Below are 17,549 nucleotides of genomic sequence, written 5' to 3'. Positions count from 1 at the left end.
TATCGCCGACCTTAATAGTCATTAATTACGAAGCGCAAAAAAAATCGCAAATCCTCTCTTGCACAGCGAAATGATTAACTATGTTGATTCCGTCTAAATTAAGTCGCCCAGTCCGCCTTGAACACACCGTGGTTCGCGAGCGATTGCTGGCTAAACTTTCCGGCGCGAACAATTACCGTCTCGTGTTGGTCACCAGCCCCGCTGGGTACGGCAAGACAACGCTCATCTCTCAATGGGCGGCGGGGAAAAATGAACTTGGCTGGTTTTCGCTGGATGAAGGCGATAACCAACAGGAGCGTTTTGCCAGTTATCTGATCGCCTCTGTTCAGCAGGCTACCGGCGGCCACTGCGTGGCCAGCGAAAACATGGTGCAGAAACGCCAGTATGCCAGCCTGCCCTCGCTTTTTGCGCAGCTGTTTATTGAGCTTGCCGACTGGCAGCGCCCGCTGTATCTGGTGATTGATGATTATCATCTGATCAACAATCCGGTGATTCACGATGCGATGCGCTTCTTCCTCCGCCATCAGCCGGAGAATATGACCCTGGTGGTGCTCTCGCGCAACCTGCCGCAGCTCGGTATTGCCAACCTGCGCGTGCGCGATCAGCTGCTGGAAATCGGCAGCCAGCAGCTGGCGTTTACCCATCAGGAAGCAAAACTCTTTTTCGACTGTCGTCTGGCTTCGCCGATTGAGGCTGAAGACAGCAGCAGGCTGTGCGACGACGTCGCCGGCTGGGCCACGGCGCTTCAGCTTATTGCTCTTTCCGCTCGCCAGAATAACTCTTCCGCCCACCACTCCGCCCGTCGTCTTGCCGGTATAAATGCCAGCCATCTCTCCGATTATCTGGTGGATGAGGTACTGGATAATGTCGACGCGCGAACGCGTAATGTTTTGCTGAAAAGCTCGCTGCTGCGTTCAATGAACGATGCGCTCATCGTTCGCGTGACCGGGGAAGAAAACGGGCAAATGCAGCTGGAAGAGATTGAACGTCAGGGCCTGTTCATGCAGCGGATGGACGACTCCGGCGAATGGTTCCGCTATCACCCCCTGTTTGGCAATTTCCTGCGCCAGCGCTGCCAGTGGGAGCTGGCAACCGAATTACCTGAAATTCACCGCTCTGCCGCCGAAGGCTGGATGGCGCTGGGCTTCCCCAGCGAAGCCATTCATCATGCGCTGGCGGCCGGCGATGCGAAAATGCTGCGCGATATTTTACTGAATCACGCCTGGGGCATGTTCAACCACAGCGAACTGGGACTGCTCGAACAGTCGCTGGCGGCGCTGCCGTGGTCAAACCTGCTGGAAAATCCGCGTCTGCTCCTGCTGCAGGCCTGGCTGATGCAAAGCCAGCACCGTTACAGCGAAGTCAACACCCTGCTGGCGCGCGCCGAGCAGGAGATGGACATGAAAATGGATACCGCGATGCATGGCGATTTCAACGCCCTGCGTGCACAGGTGGCCATTAATGCCGGCGATCAGGAAGAGGCCGAGCGTCTGTCCATGGTCGCGTTAGAAGAGCTGCCGTTGGCCAGCTACTACAGCCGAATTGTGGCTACATCGGTGCATGGCGAAGTGCTGCATTGTAAAGGCCAGTTAAGTAAATCTCTGGCGGTGATGCAACAGACGGAGCAGATGGCCCGCCGCCACGACATCTGGCATTACGCGCTGTGGAGCATGATCCAGCAAAGCGAGATTCTCTTTGCCCAGGGCTTCCTGCAGGCCGCCTGGGAAGTGCAGGAGAAAGCTTTCCAGCTTATCCGCGAGCAGCATCTCGAGCAGCTGCCGATGCATGAATTCCTGCTGCGTATTCGCTCACAGCTGCTGTGGGCCTGGGCGCGGCTGGATGAGGCGGAAGCGTCCGCACGTAATGGCATGGATGTCCTGTCAAGCTATCAACCGCAGCAGCAGCTGCAGTGTCTGGCTCTGATGGTGCAGTGCTCGCTGGCACGCGGCGATCTGGATAACGCCCGCAGCCACCTCAACCGCCTGGAAAACCTGCTCGGCAACGGTCACTATCATAGCGACTGGGTTTCGAATGCCGATAAAGTCCGGGTGATCTACTGGCAGATGGTCGGTGATAAAGCCACGGCCGCCAACTGGCTGCGCCAGACGCCGAAACCCGAATTCGCCAATAACCACTTCCTGCAAAGCCAGTGGCGCAACATCGCCCGGGCGCAAATTCTGCTGGGTGATTTTGACTCGGCGGAAATGGTGCTGGAAGAGCTCAACGACAATGCCCGCTCGCTGCGTCTGATGAGCGATATTAACCGCAACCTGCTGTTGCTCAACCAGCTTTACTGGCAGGCAGGACGGAAAAGCGAGGCGCAGAAAGTCCTGCTGGAGGCGCTCGCACTCGCCAACCGCACCGGGTTTATCAACCACTTTGTGATTGAAGGCGAAGCCATGGCGCAGCAGCTGCGCCAGCTGATTCAGCTCAATACGCTGCCGGAGCTGGAACAGCACCGTGCCCAGCGCATCCTGCGCGATATCAACCAGCACCATCGCCATAAGTTTGCCCACTTTGATGAGGGCTTTGTCGAACGGCTGCTGAGTCACCCGGAAGTCCCGGAACTGATTCGCACCAGCCCGCTGACCCAGCGTGAATGGCAGGTACTGGGGCTGATCTATTCCGGCTACAGCAACGAACAGATTGCCGGTGAGCTGGACGTGGCGGCCACGACCATTAAAACCCACATTCGTAATCTGTATCAGAAGCTGGGAGTCGCACACCGCCAGGATGCGGTACAGCACGCCCAGCGGTTGCTTAAAATGATGGGCTACGGCGTTTAACGCCGTTTAGCACAGTTCCAGCTGAAGGTTGTTGTCCGTAATAACTTTCAGTACCCCTGCCGGCGGCATCACATCGGTGTAGACCGCATCGACCATGCTGATGCTGCCCATATTCACCATCGCATTGCGCCCAAATTTCGAGTGATCCACCACCAGCATCACGTGGCGAGAGTTTTCAATGATCGCGCGTTTGGTGCGAACTTCATGGTAATCAAACTCCAGCAGCGAACCGTCGCTGTCTACGCCGCTGATACCGAGAATGCCGAAATCAAGACGAAACTGGGAGATAAAGTCCAGCGTCGCTTCGCCGATAATGCCGCCATCCCGACTGCGCAGCTCGCCGCCCGCCAGAATAATGCGGAAATCCTCTTTCACCATCAGCGTGGTGGCCACATTAAGGTTGTTGGTGACGATGCGCAGATCGTTATGCTCCAGCAGCGCATGCGCCACCGCTTCCGGCGTGGTGCCGATATCGATGAACAACGTCGCGCCATCGGGGATTTGGCTGGCCACCTTGCGGGCAATACGCTCTTTTTCCTGCGTCTGGGTGGCCTTCCTGTCGTGCCAGGAGGTATTTACCGAACTGGAAGGCAGCGCTGCGCCACCGTGGTGGCGCAGGATCATCTTTTGTTCGGCAAGGTCGTTCAGGTCACGACGAATGGTCTGTGGGCTGACGGCAAACTGCTCAACCAGCTCTTCCGTACTGACATATCCCTGTTTTTTTACCAGCTCGATAATGGCGTCATGACGTTGTGTTTGTTTCATGAAATATCCCTGGGATTATAAGACTCGCATAAAGGCGCTGTCGTTGCAGAGAGCCGGATAAGTCGGCGGCCCTATGTTCGCTTTCGCACATGTTGCGTATCGACCAACGCCATCGCCAGCCCGGTCAGGAGACCTGCCACATGCGCACCGTTCGCAATCGACATGCCAAAAACATCAAACCATCCAGCAATTAACCACACTAAAGAGAAGAGTATCAAGCCACGCTGCAAATAGACGCCGCTTTGCGGATCCCGCTCTCCACGCAGCCAGACATAGCCCATCAGCGCATAGACGACGCCGGATAGCCCACCAAACCAGGGGCCGCTAAACTGGTGCTGAATAAACCCGCTTAACAAGGCGCTAATAACGGTAATGACCACCAGTTTGCCGGTGCCGATGCGTTTTTCCACCGCACCGCCGAGGTACCACCACCATAGCAGGTTAAACAGGATATGCATCAGCGAGAAGTGCATGAAAGCATGGCTAAAGTAGCGCCAGACTTCAAATTTCAGCGACGGGTCATAAGGCCAGGCCAGCAGCAGCATGATCGGCCGATCGCCGATGATGTTTTGCAGCACAAAGACCAGGATGCAGACAAGCAAAATGGCCCAGGTAAACGGCCCGGCGTTGTGACGCAGAGTGGCAAAGAAAGGGAAACGCTGGTAGCGCAAACCGCTGTTGGTCTGTCCGGATTGCCAGCTGGCCGCCAGATAGCGTGGATCGGCGGGGTTTTCCAGGAAGCGAGCCAGTTCGGCCTGCACCCGCCCGGCCTGACTCTCATCGGCCAGCCAGACATCGCTCTGATCATGCTGCTGAATGGTCAGGATAATGCCCTGCGTAGCCATGTAGTCGACAAACGCCTGGGCCACACGCGGGTTAGCAAAAGAGGTAATCATTAACATACGGCGGATCGCTTATTCCACACAAAGGGGGCTAGTATATACGAGTTGCAGGAGTGGCGCGCCCTGGGCGTCCCTGAACAACGCATCCGCAGCCATGCCATCTGAAACAGGACGGGAATAACGGAATGGCGTGCTAACGTTTAAAGCGCGCCATGTTCCACTTCCGCCGGGAAATGACGATGCCACGCATCGAACCCACCATCCACGCTGTAAACCTTGTCATAGCCCTGCTGTAGCAGATACTGCGCGGCGCCTTTACTGCTATTGCCGTGGTAGCACATCACCATCACCGCGGTATCAACGTCATTATCGCGCATAAACGCGCCCAGCGTATCGTTGGTCAGATGAAACGCACCCGGCGTATGCCCCATCGCAAAACTCTGCGGATCGCGGATATCCACCAGCACCGCCTTTGCCTGATGCAGTTTCTGGTGCGCTTCTTCAACATTGATACATTCAAAGTGGTCCATGTGCTCTTTCTCTATATAGCGGAATAATATTGCTGGCAGATAGCCGGCCATGATTCTACTGCCTAGTTTACCGTCAGACGGGAAATAAACGCCAATATGTTACACGCATCACTCTGAAATGTTTTTTTGATGTTACCAATGGCGCGTTTGTTTGCTATATTGAGCGATAACGAACATTTTTGAGCTTAAACGAAAGTGCCAGAGGTAGCGAACGTGGAAACCAAAGATCTGATTGTGATAGGGGGAGGCATCAACGGTGCCGGTATCGCGGCAGACGCCGCCGGGCGTGGTTTATCCGTACTGATGCTGGAAGCGCGCGATCTCGCCTGCGCCACTTCCAGCGCCAGTTCGAAGCTGATTCACGGCGGGCTGCGCTACCTTGAACACTATGAATTCCGCCTGGTCAGCGAAGCGCTGGCCGAACGCGAAGTGCTGTTAAAAATGGCGCCGCATCTCGCTTTTCCCATGCGCTTTCGCCTGCCGCATCGCCCGCACCTGCGCCCGGCCTGGATGATCCGTATCGGTCTGTTTATGTACGATCACCTCGGGAAACGCACCAGCTTACCCGCTTCGACCGGCTTGCGATTTGGCGCAGAATCGGTATTAAAACCTGAAATCGTGCGCGGTTTCGAATATTCCGACTGTTGGGTAGACGATGCGCGTCTGGTACTGGCTAACGCGCAGATGGTGGTACGCAAAGGTGGCGAGGTCCGGACTCGTACCCGGGCAATTTCGGCAAAACGCGAAAACGGCCTGTGGATTGTCGAGGCGGAAGATATCGATACCGGCGAGAAATTCACCTGGCAGGCCCGTGGCCTGGTCAATGCGACCGGCCCGTGGGTCAAACACTTCTTTGACGAAGGGATGCATCTGCGCTCACCGTACGGCATTCGCCTGATTAAAGGCAGCCACATTGTGGTGCCGCGTGTGCACACCCAGAAACAGGCCTACATTCTGCAAAACGAAGACAAACGGATTGTGTTCGTGATCCCGTGGATGGATGAGTTCTCGATAATCGGTACCACCGACGTTGAGTACAATGGCGACCCGCAGAAAGTGGCGATCGATGACAACGAGATCAACTATTTGCTGAACGCCTATAACGCGCACTTCAAAAAGACGCTGTCCCGCGACGATATCGTCTGGACCTACTCCGGCGTCCGTCCGCTGTGCGACGATGAATCGGACTCGCCGCAGGCGATTACCCGCGACTACACCCTGGATATCCATGACGAACAGGGCCAGGCGCCGCTGCTGTCGGTATTTGGCGGCAAGCTGACAACCTATCGCAAGCTGGCCGAGCACGCGCTGGAAAAACTGACGCCCTACTACAAAGGCATCGGCCCGGCCTGGACCAAAACGGCCGTGCTGCCCGGCGGGGATATCGACGGCGACCGCGACGATTACGCGGCCAGGCTGCGCCGCCGGTTCTCATTTATCAGCGAATCGATGGCGCGTCACTATGCCCGCACCTATGGCAGCAACAGCGAGCTGATCCTCGCAGAGGCGGCATCGATAGCGGATCTGGGTGAGGATTTTGGCCATGAGTTCTATGAAGCCGAGCTGAAATACCTGGTGGAGCATGAGTGGGTACGCACGCTTGAGGATGCCATCTGGCGCCGGACGAAACAGGGAATGTGGCTGAATGACTCGCAGCAGGCGCGGATCGGCGAATGGCTGGCGCAGCACGTGGGAAAGTCTGAGCTTTCGCTGGCTTCTTAAGCCCGAACGACCCGCGCTGGCGCGGAGTTTGTCGGGATAGTGCATAAAAAACGGGGCCAGCGGCCCCGTTTTCACTGCGTAACCGGCTACAGCCGTACCGGGTCGATATGCCAGATATGGTCGGCGTATTCCTGAATCGTACGGTCAGAAGAGAAATAGCCCATGTTGGCGATATTATGCATCGCTTTCATCGCCCACTCTTCCGGATGACGATACAGCTCATCCACCTTATCCTGGCAATCCACATAGCTACGGTAATCCGCCAGCACCTGATAATGGTCACCAAAGTTGATCAGCGAATCCAGCAGATCGCGATAGCGACCCGGCTCCGACGGGCTGAACAGCCCGGTACCGATTTGCGTCAGCGCCTGATGCAGCTCCGGATCCTGTTCGTAAAATTCCCGCGGCTTATAGCCGTTACGACGTAGCGCCTCCACCTGTTCTGCGGTATTGCCGAAGATAAAAATATTATCCTCGCCCACGTGCTCCAGCATTTCGACGTTCGCGCCGTCCAGGGTACCAATGGTCAAAGCGCCGTTAAGCGCAAATTTCATATTACTGGTTCCGGAAGCTTCCGTACCCGCCAGCGAGATCTGCTCTGAAAGATCCGCCGCCGGAATAATCAGCTGCGCAAGGCTAACGCTGTAGTTCGGGACAAACACCACTTTTAGCTTATCGCCAATCTGCGGATCGTTGTTCACCACCGCCGCCACATCGTTAATGAGATGAATAATGTGCTTGGCCATGTAATAAGCCGAGGCGGCTTTCCCGGCAAAGATATTCACGCGCGGTACCCATACGGCGTCAGGATCGGCCTTAATACGGTTGTAGCGGGTAATCACGTGCAGGACATTCATCAGCTGACGCTTGTACTCGTGGATACGTTTGATTTGCACGTCGAACAGCGCTTTCGGGTTCACCACCACATTCAGCTGATGAGCAATCACGTTTGCCAGACGCTGCTTGTTCTCCAGCTTCGCCTGACGTACGGCCTGATTGACCGTCGGATAGTCAATATGCTGCTCCAGCTCCTGCAGTTGGCTGAGGTCGGTACGCCAGGTACGACCGATGTTCTCGTCCAGTACCTTCGACAACGGCGGATTCGCCAGCGCCAGCCAGCGACGCGGCGTCACGCCGTTGGTGACGTTAATAAAGCGCATCGGGAAAATCTTCGCGAAGTCGGCAAACAACGACTCCACCATCAGCCGGGAGTGCAGTTCGGAAACGCCGTTCACCTTATGACTAATCACCACCGCCAGCCACGCCATGCGCACCCGGCGGCCGTTGGATTCGTCAATAATCGACGTGCGACTTAGCAGCGCCGTATCATTGGGATACTGCTCCTGCAGCGTCTTCAGGAAGTAGTCATTGATCTCGAAAATAATCTGCAAATGGCGCGGCAGAATTTTCCCCAGCATATCGACAGGCCAGGTCTCGAGCGCTTCACTCATCAACGTATGGTTGGTGTAGGAGAACACCTGGCAGGTGACTTCAAACGCCTCATCCCAGCCGAACTTATGCTCATCAATCAGCAGGCGCATCAGCTCCGGAATCGACAGCACCGGATGGGTGTCGTTAAGGTGAATCGCAATTTTGTCTGCCAGGTTAGCAAAGGTTTTATGCAGCTGATAATGGCGGTTGAGAATATCCTGTACCGTCGCGGAGACGAGGAAATATTCCTGACGCAGGCGCAGCTCGCGCCCGGAGTAGGTCGAGTCGTCCGGATACAGTACCCGGGAGACGTTTTCGGAATGGTTTTTATCTTCCACCGCCGCGAAGTAATCACCCTGATTAAATTTACCGAGGTTAATCTCGCTGCTGGCCTGGGCGCTCCACAGACGGAGCGTGTTGGTCGCATCGGTATCAAAACCCGGGATAATCTGATCGTAGGCTTCCGCCAGGATCTCTTCGGTTTCAACCCAGCGCGACTGTTTACCTTCCTGCTGAATGCGTCCGCCGAAGCGCACTTTGTAACGCGTATTATGCCGTTCAAATTCCCACGGGTTGCCGTACTCGAGCCAGTAATCCGGCGACTCTTTCTGCCGGCCGTCAACGATGTTTTGCTTAAACATCCCGTAGTCATAGCGGATACCGTAACCACGGCCAGGCAGGCCCAGGGCCGCCAGCGAATCGAGGAAACAGGCGGCCAGGCGCCCAAGACCGCCATTACCCAGCCCCGGGTCATTCTCTTCGTCAATCAGCTCTTCAAGGTTCAGCCCCATCTCTTCCAGCGCGCTGTTCACATCTTCGTAGATGCCCAACGACAGCAAGGCGTTAGAAAGCGTACGGCCAATCAGAAACTCCATCGACAGGTAATAAACCTGGCGTACTTCCTGAGAAAGCTGAGCACGATTAGAGCGCAGCCAGCGCTCCACCATACGGTCGCGGACGGCAAACAGCGTGGCGTTGAGCCACTCATGCTTATTGGCGATAGCCGGATCTTTACCAATGATAAACATCAGCTTATAGGCAATAGAGTGCTTTAACGCCTCAACGCTCAGCGTGGGTGATGCATAGCTAAAGGGTACATTCATCGCAATGACTCCTGTGGTTACAGCAAGCGTTGATAAAGTTCGCGATAAGAGTGCGCCGCGACCTGCCAGCTAAAATCCATATTCATCGCCTGACGCTGAACGTAACGCCAGAGCGACGGGCGCGACCACAGCACGAACGCGCGCCGAATTGCCCGCAGCAGCGATAGTGCATTGCTGTCTTCAAAGACAAAACCGCTGGCTACGCCATCGGCCAGATTTTCCAGCGAACTGTCGGTCACGGTATCCGCCAGACCACCGGTACGCCGCACCAGCGGCAGCGTGCCGTACTTCAGGCCATACAACTGGGTTAAGCCACAGGGCTCGAAACGGCTGGGAACCAGAATCACGTCGGCGCCCCCCATAATGCGGTGTGAAAAGGCCTCGTGATAACCAATCTGCACGCCAACTTTGCCCGGGTGCTCGGCGGCCGCAGCCAGAAAACCTTCCTGCAGTACCGGGTCCCCTGCGCCCAGCAGCGCCAGCTGCCCACCCTGCTCAAGCAGGCCCGGCAGCGCTTCGAGAACTAAATCCAGCCCTTTCTGGCTGGTCAGACGGCTGACCACGGCGAACAGCGGGGCTTTGTCGTCGACTTTCAGCCCCATCGCAATTTGCAGCTGGCGCTTGTTCTCCGCTTTGTCTTCAAGGCGATCGCGGTCATAACGCGACGCCAGCAGCAGGTCGCTCTCCGGGTTCCAGATACCCGCATCCACGCCGTTCAGGATCCCCGATAGTCGCCCCTCGTGCTGGCGCTGACGTAGCAGCCCTTCCATGCCGTAGGCAAATTGCGGTTCGGTTATTTCACGCGCGTAGGTCGGGCTGACCGCCGTAATATGATCGGCGTAATAGAGCCCGGACTTGAGGAACGAGATCTGGCCGTTGAACTCCAGACCATGCATGTTATAGAACGACCACGGCAGTTCGATCTCATTCATGTGCCAGGAGTAGAACATCCCCTGATAGGCCAGATTGTGTACCGTAAAGACCGATTTCGCCGGGCGTCCACGCGCGGCCAGATAGGCAGGAGTCAGGCCTGCATGCCAGTCGTGAGCATGCACGACATCAGGACGCCAGAAAGGGTCCAGTCCGCAGGCCATCTCGCTGCCTACCCACCCCAGCAGCGCAAAACGCAGCACGTTGTCGGTGTAAGCATGTTGGTTGGTGTCGTGGTAAGGGCTCCCTGGGCGGTCGTAGAGATGCGGGGCATCAATCAAATAGATCCCCACGCCGTTATAGTGACCAAACAGCAGCGTCATGCGTCCGGCAAAAGTATCCCGGCGCGTCACCACCTGCGCATCGGTGACGCCACGGCGAATGTCCGGGAACGCCGGCAGCAGCACGCGCGTATCGATACCCTCAGCGATTTGCGCCGCAGGCAGCGCGCCGATTACATCCGCCAGACCGCCGGTTTTTAACAGCGGGAACATCTCTGAACATACATGTAAGACCTGCATTATCGCTCCTGTTTATGCCCCAACTTCCGCAACATATCACGCGTCACCAGCACGATACCTTCCTCTGAACGGTAGAACCGACGCGCATCTTCTTCCGCGTGTTCGCCGATCACCATGCCCTCAGGAATCACGCAGGCACGATCGATTACGCAGCGGCGCAGGCGGCATGAGCGCCCCACCCACACTTCTGGCAATAAGACTGCCGAATCAATATTACAGAATGAATTCACGCGCACGCGCGGGAACAGCACCGATTGCACCACCACGGAGCCGGAGATAATACAGCCGCCGGAAACCAGCGAGTTCAACGTCATACCGTGACTACCAGAGCGGTCCTGAACGAACTTCGCGGGCGGCAGAGACTCCATATGGGTGCGAATCGGCCAGTTCTGATCGTACATATCCAGCTCCGGCGTCACCGAAGCCAGGTCAAGGTTCGCTTTCCAGTAGGCTTCAAGCGTACCCACATCGCGCCAGTACGGTTCCGCATCCGGGTCAGACTGCACGCAGGAGAGCGGGAAAGGATGTGCATAAGCCATGCCAGCTTCAGTGATCTTCGGAATAATATCTTTACCGAAATCGTGGCTGGAGTTTTCGTCGTTATCATCTTCAGTCAGCAGTTCATAAAGATAATCTGCATCAAAGACATAGATCCCCATGCTGGCCAGCGATTTGGTCTCATCGCTCGGCATTGCGGGCGGTACGGCGGGCTTTTCGACAAACTCAATGATCTTGTCGCTCTCATCAACCGCCATCACGCCAAAGGCGGATGCCTCTTCGATGGGCACCGGCATACAGGCCACGGTGCAGCGAGCCCCTTTTTCGACGTGATCGATCAACATGCGCGAGTAGTCTTGCTTGTAAATATGATCGCCGGCGAGGATCACCACATATTCCGCTTTGTAGCGACGAATGATATCGAGGTTCTGCGTCACCGCATCAGCCGTGCCGCGATACCAGTTTTCGCCATGCACACGCTGTTGCGCGGGCAGTAAATCCACGAACTCGTTCATTTCTTCACTAAAAAATGACCAGCCGCGTTGGATATGTTGAACCAGAGTGTGCGATTGATACTGGGTGATGACGCCGATGCGGCGAATACCTGAGTTAATGCAGTTAGATAATGCGAAATCAATTATGCGAAACTTACCGCCAAAATGGACAGCCGGTTTTGCACGCTTAATAGTTAAGTCCTTAAGCCGGGTACCGCGTCCACCCGCAAGAATCAACGCCACGGTTTTGATGGGGAGCTGACGCGCCAGCATCAACGGATCGTTCTTTTCTAGCCTAACCATGATTAACTCCTTTTTACATCCCAGCCTTCCTGTCCCTCTCACCGCGTAGCGGCCGCGAGTGCAACCGGAAGCTTCAGGGCTTACGACCTTTGAAATACGCACACTCCGTGCGCGGGCCCATGCCAGACAGCCATGACGACCGGATTATCCTCTCCGGCGAAAGGAGGAACGGCGTGCCACTCCCCCTCAGGTAACTCCATATGCGCCACCTCTGGGGTGGCATTCACCGTCATTAACCAACGGCCAGACAGCAAAATTTGCAGACGCGCGGTGCCGTGCTGCCATTCATCGGCAGTTAACGGTTGCGCATACTGGTTTAGCCAAACAACGTTGCCGTCCCCTTCCTGCCACCAGCGGTTACTGGTTAATGCCGGTATGCATCGACGCAGGTGAATGAGCGCGGCGGTAAATGCCGTCAGCCCGCTATTTGCCTGGTTCCAGTCAAGCCAGGTCAATGCGTTGTCCTGACAATACGCGTTATTGTTGCCGTGCTGGCTATGACCATGCTCGTCACCCGCCAGCAGCATCGGCGTGCCCTGTGCCAGCAGCAGCGTCGAGAGCAGGGCATGAACGCTGTCCCGGCGCCGCTCAAGCACATCAAGACTGCCCCCTGTTCCCTCTATACCATGATTGCTGCTGTAGTTATTGTTAGTCCCATCGCGATTCTCTTCACCATTCGCCTCATTATGTTTCTGATTGAAACAAACGCAGTCGCGCAGGGTGAAGCCATCGTGGGCGGTGATCAGATTCACCGCCGCCGCGGGCTGGCGACCGTTACGCTGAAAGAGATCGCTGGACGCGGCAAAACGCCGGGCAAACTCGCCCAATGAGATGCTTTGTTGTAACCAGAAGCGCCTGGCGACATCGCGAAAATGGTCATTCCATTCGGCAAAAAGCGGCGGGAAGTTTCCCACCTGGTAGCCGCCGGCGCCAATATCCCAGGGTTCGGCAATCAGCTTCACGGCCGCCAGCTGCGGATCGTTACGGATCGCTTCAAACAGCGGCGCATCCTGGCGAAATTCCGGCGTGCGTCCCATCACCGAGGCTAAATCAAAGCGAAAGCCATCGACGTGGCACTCATCGACCCAAAACCGCAGACACTGGCGGGCATACTCCACCACGTCCGGCTGGCTGAGATTGAGCGTATTTCCGCAGCCGGTCCAGTTGTAGTAATCCCCGTCTTCTCTGATCCAATAATAGTTACGGTTATCGATTCCGCGCAAAGAGAAGGTCGGTCCTTCCAGATCAATTTCAGCACTGTGGTTCAGCACCACGTCGAGGATCACTTCGATCCCCGCCGCATGCAGCGCCTTTACCGCATCGCGAAACTCATCCAGCGCACGCGCAGGCTCGCTGGCATAGCGCGGATCGAGCGCGTACATCGCCATTGGGTTATAGCCCCAGTAGTTGCTTAATCCCATTCTCTGCAGGCGCGGTTCGCTGGCAAACTGCGCCACCGGCATCAGCTCCAGCGCCGTAATGCCGAGGGTCCTGAAGTAATCGATCATCACCGGATGACCCAGCGCTTTATAGGTGCCGCGAATCGACTCCGGCAGCCCGGGATGCAGCCAGGTCAGCCCTTTAACATGGGCCTCATAGATAACCGTTTCACCCCAGGGGGTTCCCGGCGGCGCATCGTTCTGCCAGTTGTAACGCAGATCCACAACCTGCGACTTTGGCGCAATCGCCGCGCTGTCACGACGATCGGGAGAAAGATCGCCGCCGTGGAGACGCTCATCATCGGGCAGTACGCCCTCAACCCGATGACAGCACGGGTCGAGCAGCAGCTTGGCCGGATTAAAGCGGTGCCCCTGCGCCGGATCCCACGGCCCATGCACACGGTAGCCGTAGAGCAGACCCGGCCCGGCGGCAGCAAGCCAGCCGTGCCAGATATTGCCCGTGCGCGCGGGTAAATCGAACCGCTGCTCATTGCCCTGGGCATCAAATACGCAGAGTTCAACCCGCTCGGCATGGGCGGAAAAGAGGGTGAAATTCACCCCCTTTCCGTCATAGCTTGCACCCAACGGCGAAGGTTTTCCGGCCGCCAGTGTCGTCATTCTGCCTCCCGTACCAGCCAGACGGTCGCCAGCGGCGGTAGCGTAATCGAGAGAGAATGCTCACGCCCGTGGCTGGCGATGGCTTCGCTTTCCACGATGCCGCCGTTACCGGTGTTGCTACCGTGGTAGTGCATCGAGTCGGTATTCAGTTCTTCACGCCAGCGCCCCGGCTGGTTAATCCCGAAACGATAGCCGTAGCGCGGCACCGGCGTGAAGTTGCTGGCAACGATAATCTCATTGCCGGCTTTATCGCGGCGCACAAAGATAAAGACAGAACGTTCGTGATCATCCACCACCAGCCATTCAAAGCCGTAGGGGTCAAAATCCAGCTCGTGCAGCGCTTTATGGTGGCGATAGGTATGGTTCAGATCGCGTACCAGGCGCTGGACGCCGTGATGCCAGTTATCGCCGCCTTCCAGCAGATGCCAGTCAAGGCTACCGTCGTGGTTCCACTCCCGCCCCTGGGCAAATTCATTGCCCATAAACAGCAGTTTTTTCCCCGGGAAGGCAAACATCCAGCCATAGTAGGCGCGCAGGTTGGCAAACTTCTGCCAGGCATCGCCGGGCATCCGGTCAAGAATCGATTTTTTGCCGTGAACCACTTCATCGTGTGACAGCGGCAGCACGAAGTTTTCGGTGTAGTTGTAGAGCATCCCGAAGGTCATCTTGTCGTGATGATGACGACGATAGATGGGATCGAGCTTCATGTAGTCGAGGGTGTCATGCATCCAGCCGAGGTTCCATTTGAACCAGAAGCCAAGACCGCCCGTCGAAGACGGTCGTGAAACCCCGGCGAAGTCGGTAGACTCCTCCGCCATCGTGACCGCTCCCGGCGTCTGTTCACCGAGCACACGGTTGGTATTGCGCAGAAATTCAATCGCTTCGAGGTTTTCCCGGCCGCCGTACTCATTGGGCACCCACTCCCCCTCTTTGCGGCTGTAGTCGCGGTAGATCATTGATGCAACCGCATCCACGCGCAGGGCGTCGATCCCGAAGCGTTCAATCCAGTACAGCGCGTTCCCGACCAGGAAGTTGCTGACTTCCCGACGACCGTAGTTGTAGATCAGCGTATTCCAGTCCTGGTGATAACCTTCTCGCGGGTCGCTGTGTTCATACAACGCGGTGCCGTCGAACGATGCCAGCGCAAAGTCATCCGACGGGAAGTGGCCCGGCACCCAGTCTAGGATCACGTTCAGACCCGCGGCATGGGCAGCATTCAGGAAGTAGCGGAAGTCTTCACGGGTACCAAAACGGCGGGTCGGCGCGTACAGCCCGGTCGGCTGATAGCCCCAGCTACCGTCGAACGGATGTTCGTTTACCGGCAGCAGCTCCAGATGGGTGAAGCCCATCCACTTCGCGTAGGGCACCAGCTGATCGGCCAGTTCACGGTAGCTCAGCCAGAAGTTGTTATCGGTATGGCGACGCCAGGAGCCCAAATGGACTTCATAGATCGAAATCGGCGCATCAAACTGGTTGGCCTGCTTACGGGACTGCGGCTGTTCGACCTTTTCCGGCAGGCCGCAGATAAGCGACGCGCTTTCCGGGCGCATTTGCGCTTCAAAGGCATAAGGGTCGGACTTCACGCGCAGATGGCCGTGGGCGTCAATCAGTTCAAATTTATACAGCTGGCCATTATGCGCGCCGGGCACAAACAGCTCCCAGATGCCGGACTCTTTGCGCAGGCGCATCGGATGACGGCGGCCATCCCAGTAGTTGAACTGTCCGACAACGGAAACCCGACGGGCGTTCGGCGCCCAGACGGAAAAGCGCGTGCCGGTGATGCCGTCCATCGTGTCGGCGTGTGCCCCCAGCGTTTCATAAGGCCGTAGATGAGTGCCTTCTGACAGCAGCCAGACATCAAGATCCTGCAGCAGCGGACCAAAGCGATAAGGGTCGTCAATCAGGTTTTGCTGACCGTGCCAGGTGACGGCCAGCTGGTAACGAAAAGGATTTTTTCGGCGCGGCAGTACGCCGCTAAAGAATCCGCGTGAGTCGAGGCATTCGAGTTTGCCGACTTTGCGCCCGGTTTTCGGTTCAATCACCCATACATCGGTGGCATCGGGTAATAATGCGCGCACTTCCAGACCGGCATCGGTTTGATGCATTCCAAGTACGGAAAAGGGATCCGCAAAATGGCCAGAAATAAGCGCATTAATCACGTCTCTATCGATACGATTAGACATGGTTTCATCCTGTTGTAAGTGTCGCCCTTTCCTGTATCTGGCGACTTTTTTTGACCTGAACGGTGCAGCACACTGTGCATCCTTCTGCTCCGTCCCACCTTCAGGTAAGGCAACGTTGTCGTTCCTTACTTAAAGCATAGCCAAGGCTGTCTTACCTCCGTTGGAAAAAATCTAACATCCGCGTTTACTCCTTGTATTACGCAAAAAAAAGGAGGTGTAAAACACCCCCTTTTGGTTCATCCCGTTATCAAGCCAGCTGGCGCAGCATGCGTCGCAGCGGCTCGGCAGCGCCCCACAGGAGCTGGTCACCGACGGTGAAAGCCGACAGATATTCCGGCCCCATATTCAGCTTACGCAAACGACCCACCGGCGTGGTCAGGGTGCCGGTGACGGCAGCCGGGGTCAGCTCACGCATTGTAATATCACGATCGTTCGGTACGACTTTGGCCCACGGGTTGTGTGCGGCCAACAGTTCTTCAACGGTCGGGATAGAGACATCTTTTTTCAGCTTGATGGTAAACGCCTGGCTGTGGCAACGCAGCGCGCCAACGCGTACACACAGGCCATCAACCGGAATCACTGACGAGGTGGCGAGAATTTTGTTGGTCTCAGCCTGTCCTTTCCACTCTTCACGGCTCTGGCCGTTATCCAGCTGTTTGTCGATCCATGGGATCAAACTGCCTGCCAGCGGCACGCCAAAGTTATCAACCGCCAGGTCGCCGCTGCGGGTCAGCGCCGTCACTTTGCGTTCGATATCCAGAATGGCGGACGCCGGATTCGCCAGCTCTGTCGCCACGTGGCTATGCAGCTGGCCCATCTGGGTCAGCAGTTCGCGCATGTGACGCGCCCCGCCACCGGATGCCGCCTGGTAAGTGGCCACGCTCACCCACTCCACGAGATCCTGGGCAAACAGGCCGCCGAGGGACATCAGCATCAGGCTGACGGTACAGTTGCCGCCAACAAACGTTTTCACGCCATTATTCAGACCGGCGGTAATCACATCCTGGTTTACCGGATCAAGAATAATGATGGCGTCGTCTTTCATGCGCAGCGAAGAGGCGGCGTCAATCCAGTAACCCTGCCAGCCGCTCTCACGCAGCTTCGGATACACGTCGTTGGTATAATCCCCGCCCTGGCAGGTCACAATAATGTCCAACGCCTTCAGCGCGTCCAGATCAAACGCGTCCTGCAGCGTACCGCCGGTGCTACCACCAAAGGATGGAGCAGGCTGCCCCAGCTGAGAGGTGGAGAAAAAAACAGGGCGAATGGCGTCGAAGTCGCGCTCTTCAACCATGCGTTGCATGAGTACAGAGCCGACCATTCCGCGCCAGCCGATAAAACCAACATTTTTCATAACGTATTTCCTGGGAGATGTGTGCTGTTT

The 17,549-nt window shown here is 56.6% G+C and carries 11 protein-coding genes; 2 read left to right on the top strand and 9 right to left on the bottom strand.

The features are described 5' to 3' along the window. The first annotated feature begins 80 nt into the window (after positions 1 to 80). The gene (malT, locus tag DSD31_RS01830; RefSeq protein ID WP_113990803.1) at positions 81 to 2,786 is read left to right on the top strand and encodes an HTH-type transcriptional regulator MalT; all 2,706 of its coding nucleotides are present in this window, start codon (positions 81 to 83) and stop codon (positions 2,784 to 2,786) included. Between the two features lie 6 nt (positions 2,787 to 2,792). On the opposite strand, the gene DSD31_RS01825 is transcribed toward malT, so the two are convergent. The 3 genes from DSD31_RS01825 to glpE all read right to left on the bottom strand — a co-directional run bounded on the left by DSD31_RS01825 (position 2,793) and on the right by glpE (position 4,923). Further along, positions 2,793 to 3,551 (bottom strand): DeoR/GlpR family transcriptional regulator, encoded by a 759-nt coding sequence (locus DSD31_RS01825; RefSeq protein WP_004868507.1) that lies wholly within the window; start codon positions 3,549 to 3,551, stop codon positions 2,793 to 2,795. 71 nt (positions 3,552 to 3,622) lie between these two features. Then, the gene (gene glpG / locus DSD31_RS01820) at positions 3,623 to 4,453 is read right to left on the bottom strand and encodes a rhomboid family intramembrane serine protease GlpG (RefSeq protein WP_004868509.1); all 831 of its coding nucleotides are present in this window, start codon (positions 4,451 to 4,453) and stop codon (positions 3,623 to 3,625) included. A gap of 140 nt (positions 4,454 to 4,593) precedes the next feature. After that, on the bottom strand, positions 4,594 to 4,923 hold the full coding sequence (gene glpE, locus DSD31_RS01815; RefSeq protein ID WP_015585604.1) for a thiosulfate sulfurtransferase GlpE: 330 nt from the start codon (positions 4,921 to 4,923) through the stop codon (positions 4,594 to 4,596). 213 nt (positions 4,924 to 5,136) lie between these two features. Here glpE and glpD point away from each other — a divergent pair, with 213 nt between their 5' ends. Next, positions 5,137 to 6,645 carry a glycerol-3-phosphate dehydrogenase gene (gene glpD / locus DSD31_RS01810; protein WP_113990802.1) on the top strand — a complete coding sequence of 503 codons (1,509 nt, stop codon included), beginning with the start codon at positions 5,137 to 5,139 and terminating at the stop codon, positions 6,643 to 6,645. A gap of 86 nt (positions 6,646 to 6,731) precedes the next feature. Here glpD and glgP read toward each other — a convergent pair whose 3' ends face one another. From glgP to asd, 6 genes are all read right to left on the bottom strand, one after another. Further along, positions 6,732 to 9,179 carry a glycogen phosphorylase gene (gene glgP, locus DSD31_RS01805; RefSeq protein ID WP_004868517.1) on the bottom strand — a complete coding sequence of 816 codons (2,448 nt, stop codon included), beginning with the start codon at positions 9,177 to 9,179 and terminating at the stop codon, positions 6,732 to 6,734. A 17-nt stretch (positions 9,180 to 9,196) separates the two neighbouring features. After that, positions 9,197 to 10,630, bottom strand: a complete 1,434-nt coding sequence (glgA, locus tag DSD31_RS01800; protein ID WP_004868519.1) for a glycogen synthase GlgA — start codon at positions 10,628 to 10,630, stop codon at positions 9,197 to 9,199. After that, positions 10,630 to 11,925 carry a glucose-1-phosphate adenylyltransferase gene (glgC, locus tag DSD31_RS01795; protein ID WP_004868522.1) on the bottom strand — a complete coding sequence of 432 codons (1,296 nt, stop codon included), beginning with the start codon at positions 11,923 to 11,925 and terminating at the stop codon, positions 10,630 to 10,632. Before glgC ends, glgA begins: the two co-directional genes overlap by 1 nt. An 80-nt stretch (positions 11,926 to 12,005) precedes the next feature. Continuing rightward, a complete protein-coding gene (gene glgX, locus DSD31_RS01790; protein WP_015585603.1) occupies positions 12,006 to 13,982 on the bottom strand; it encodes a glycogen debranching protein GlgX in 1,977 nt (658 codons plus the stop codon). Further along, entirely contained in the window at positions 13,979 to 16,165 is a 2,187-nt protein-coding gene (gene glgB / locus DSD31_RS01785; RefSeq protein WP_113990801.1) for a 1,4-alpha-glucan branching enzyme, read from the bottom strand. The genes glgX and glgB overlap by 4 nt, the downstream gene beginning before the upstream one ends. A 247-nt stretch (positions 16,166 to 16,412) precedes the next feature. Next, positions 16,413 to 17,519 carry an aspartate-semialdehyde dehydrogenase gene (asd, locus tag DSD31_RS01780; protein ID WP_004868528.1) on the bottom strand — a complete coding sequence of 369 codons (1,107 nt, stop codon included), beginning with the start codon at positions 17,517 to 17,519 and terminating at the stop codon, positions 16,413 to 16,415. Between the last annotated feature and the right edge of the window lie 30 nt (positions 17,520 to 17,549).

The sequence above is a fragment of the Klebsiella sp. X13 genome (genome assembly GCF_003323835.1).
GTDB classification, from domain to species: domain Bacteria; phylum Pseudomonadota; class Gammaproteobacteria; order Enterobacterales; family Enterobacteriaceae; genus Klebsiella; species Klebsiella ornithinolytica.
Note: the sequence above shows the minus strand (reverse complement) of the source record. Positions and strands in the feature narration are given on the sequence as shown.

Excerpts from the sequence above, each read along its gene's own strand:
- glpE (WP_015585604.1), bottom strand. The coding sequence starts at position 4,923 with ATGGACCACTTTGAATGTATCAATGTTGAAGAAGCGCACCAGAAACTG.
- glgX (WP_015585603.1), bottom strand. The coding sequence starts at position 13,982 with ATGACGACACTGGCGGCCGGAAAACCTTCGCCGTTGGGTGCAAGCTAT.
- glgA (WP_004868519.1), bottom strand. The coding sequence starts at position 10,630 with ATGCAGGTCTTACATGTATGTTCAGAGATGTTCCCGCTGTTAAAAACC.
- glpG (WP_004868509.1), bottom strand. The coding sequence starts at position 4,453 with ATGTTAATGATTACCTCTTTTGCTAACCCGCGTGTGGCCCAGGCGTTT.
- DSD31_RS01825 (WP_004868507.1), bottom strand. The coding sequence starts at position 3,551 with ATGAAACAAACACAACGTCATGACGCCATTATCGAGCTGGTAAAAAAA.
- asd (WP_004868528.1), bottom strand. The coding sequence starts at position 17,519 with ATGAAAAATGTTGGTTTTATCGGCTGGCGCGGAATGGTCGGCTCTGTA.
- malT (WP_113990803.1), top strand. The coding sequence starts at position 81 with ATGTTGATTCCGTCTAAATTAAGTCGCCCAGTCCGCCTTGAACACACC.
- glgB (WP_113990801.1), bottom strand. The coding sequence starts at position 16,165 with ATGTCTAATCGTATCGATAGAGACGTGATTAATGCGCTTATTTCTGGC.
- glgP (WP_004868517.1), bottom strand. The coding sequence starts at position 9,179 with ATGAATGTACCCTTTAGCTATGCATCACCCACGCTGAGCGTTGAGGCG.
- glgC (WP_004868522.1), bottom strand. The coding sequence starts at position 11,925 with ATGGTTAGGCTAGAAAAGAACGATCCGTTGATGCTGGCGCGTCAGCTC.